Here is a 1,347-nt window from a genome sequence, read left to right on the forward strand (position 1 = left end):
ATAGTACTTTTACAATTTTATCAAAAACGGTTTTATGTGTAAAAATAGTTAGTAAATCATATTTTCCAATTGAGTTACGAGGTAATATACCTCTAATTTCATTTATAACATCAGTACTTTCCATACATTTACACCCCTTGCTTATGGTTAATAATCTTTGCTAATCTTTAAAAATAGTCATTTTCAACATATTTTTTATACATGTCCTCGGTATATCTTGTTATGTTCTTACCATACTCTGGATAATCAAACCCCAGTAGTTCTGCTACCTCTTTGGACACTTCCCTGAACAATTGGTGGCATATAAATAATGACTTCCAAATATTTTCATAGGAATCCATGCGATATGTAGATAATAATCTATTCCATAGATCTTCATCAATGTATTTGTTAATATACTTATAATTTTTCCCAACACTTAATGAAAATTCTGTCTTTATCCCAACCTTCCACGACATCATCCTAAGTAGTTCAAACCGTAGAATCTGGTTCAGATGATCGATTGCAAACAGTATCTCTTTGCGGCACAATCCTTTAATAACATAAGGTGTTACATTCCAAAATTCATTGCAGCAATCATCATACTCCCTTGCGCTTGGCTTTCTTACATGATAATCTATATCAGTCGGAACTATGTCCCTTTTAATTCTACAATCTTTATCAATTAGAACCTTTATTAATTTATCGCCCTTTAGGTAATTATCTAACTCTTCCAAGGGCAATAAGGTAAGATCAATTTTATTGTAATCATCAAATAGCATAAGATAGGAAAATCCCTTTTCTTCAGGTGGGAATAATTCCATATCCTCCGGCTTTTGCATCATTATTATATTCCCAAATTGATTAAGCCAGTCATCATTAGATATAAACGGTTCTATATCACTTACAAAATATGTAATATCATAATCCTGAAATTCATCTTTAGGTATATTAATATTTGCGCGTGACCCCTCAAGGGTCACAATTCGAATACGTTCATCCTGTTCTGCTAAAGAAAGTACTAAATCCATCATTTCTTTTTCTGATCTCATTTACATACTCCTCGTTTATTTTTTCTATATTATTACATCTTCTTTTTTGCCGATACAATCAGCATCATTGGGCGTCGCATTTCATCCGCCATCCCCGGAATATCCATCATGTTCTCTGGCGGCTGTGGCTCCACAATCTGATTTATTATAAAACTATTTGAAAGCAGTGTATTTAGATATGTGGTCAGTGTTCTATGATATTTTGTAACCTTTTCTTCCAAAAACATAGCTGTCCGTTTGCCCTCATAATAATAATTGTCCACCGGGAAATGCAGTATTTCTCCTTTTTCGTTATAATACCAGTCTTGTGTTCCAT

At 33.0% G+C, this 1,347-nt stretch carries 1 protein-coding gene and 1 pseudogene; both read right to left on the reverse strand.

The genetic code is table 11. The features are described 5' to 3' along the window. Positions 1–167: 167 nt before the first annotated feature. Positions 168–1,031, reverse strand: coding sequence for an aminoglycoside nucleotidyltransferase ANT(6)-Ia (locus NOL38_RS10360; RefSeq protein WP_002294505.1), 864 nt, complete (start codon positions 1,029–1,031; stop codon positions 168–170). A 32-nt stretch (positions 1,032–1,063) separates the two neighbouring features. Further along, a pseudogene (locus tag NOL38_RS10365) lies at positions 1,064–1,347 on the reverse strand (class I SAM-dependent methyltransferase); the annotation flags it as partial.

The sequence above is a fragment of the Streptococcus suis genome, assembly GCF_029616525.1.
Taxonomy (GTDB): Bacteria; Bacillota; Bacilli; order Lactobacillales; family Streptococcaceae; genus Streptococcus; species Streptococcus suis_AF.

Excerpts from the sequence above, each read along its gene's own strand:
- NOL38_RS10360 (WP_002294505.1), bottom strand. The coding sequence starts at position 1,031 with ATGAGATCAGAAAAAGAAATGATGGATTTAGTACTTTCTTTAGCAGAA.